This is a genomic window from Rahnella victoriana (assembly GCF_004330295.1).
Classification (GTDB): domain Bacteria; phylum Pseudomonadota; class Gammaproteobacteria; order Enterobacterales; family Enterobacteriaceae; genus Rahnella; species Rahnella victoriana.
The window spans coordinates 1-786 of the sequence record NZ_SJOJ01000069.1 but is presented as its reverse complement, the minus strand read 5'-3'; the positions used below and the strand labels follow the sequence as shown (position 1 = coordinate 786).

Annotated in this window: 3 protein-coding genes; all 3 read left to right on the top strand. The window is 56.7% G+C overall.

The window, feature by feature from the left end; all coding sequences use genetic code 11:
• Window positions 1–306 (top strand): phage major tail tube protein (locus tag EYY67_RS24320; protein WP_207391116.1); only part of this gene is annotated, 306 nt, incomplete at its 5' end.
• A gap of 57 nt (window positions 307–363) precedes the next feature.
• The gene (locus tag EYY67_RS24315; RefSeq protein ID WP_131694612.1) at window positions 364–645 is read left to right on the top strand and encodes a phage tail assembly protein; all 282 of its coding nucleotides are present in this window, start codon (window positions 364–366) and stop codon (window positions 643–645) included.
• A gap of 32 nt (window positions 646–677) precedes the next feature.
• Window positions 678–786 (top strand): GpE family phage tail protein (locus EYY67_RS24875; protein WP_131694611.1); only part of this gene is annotated, 109 nt, incomplete at its 3' end.

Genomic DNA, 786 nt, shown 5'->3' with positions numbered 1-786 from the left:
GAACTGGTGTTGCAGCAGTGGGGCGCGGTGGACGCCGTGCCGCTGCGCTTTGCCGGTTCCTTCCAGCGTGACGACACCGGCGACACCTCCGCCGTGGAAGTCACCCTGCGCGGACGCCATAAAGAAATGGATTTTGGCGAGTACAAACAGGGTGAAGACACCGAAACCAAAATCACTACCCAATGCACCTATTTCAAACTCACGATTGACGGCAAGGACGTGATTGAAGTCGATACGGTGAACATGGTGGAAATCGTCGGCGGCGTTGACCGCGTGGCGGAACACCGCAAAAACATCGGCCTGTAACCCTTAACTGCGCCGGATTCCGGCGCAAAACCTCACCTTTGAATAAGAGACACCGCTATGTCAGAACACAATGAAAACATCGTTATCCTGGAAGAACCGATCAAGCGCGGCGACACCCTGATCACTCAGATTGAAATCATCAAACCGAATGCCGGACACCTGCGCGGAATTGGCCTGGCGGCGCTGGCGAATGCCGACGTTGACGCGCTGACCGTTATTCTGCCGCGTATCACCGTGCCGAACCTCACCGCCCAGGACTGCAAAAGCCTGAACCTGCCTGACCTGATTGCGATGGCCGGTAAGGTGATCGGTTTTTTATCGCCGAAGTCGGAACAGTAAACATTCCTGCGGCACTGACCGTTGATGACCTGATGGCGGATGTCGCGGTGATCTTTCACTGGCCGCCGTCAGAACTGAACCCGATGACGCTGACCGAGCTGCTGGTGTGGCGTCATAAGGCCATGCAGCGCAGCGGAGCCA

Excerpts from the sequence above, each read along its gene's own strand:
- EYY67_RS24315 (WP_131694612.1), top strand. The coding sequence starts at position 364 with ATGTCAGAACACAATGAAAACATCGTTATCCTGGAAGAACCGATCAAG.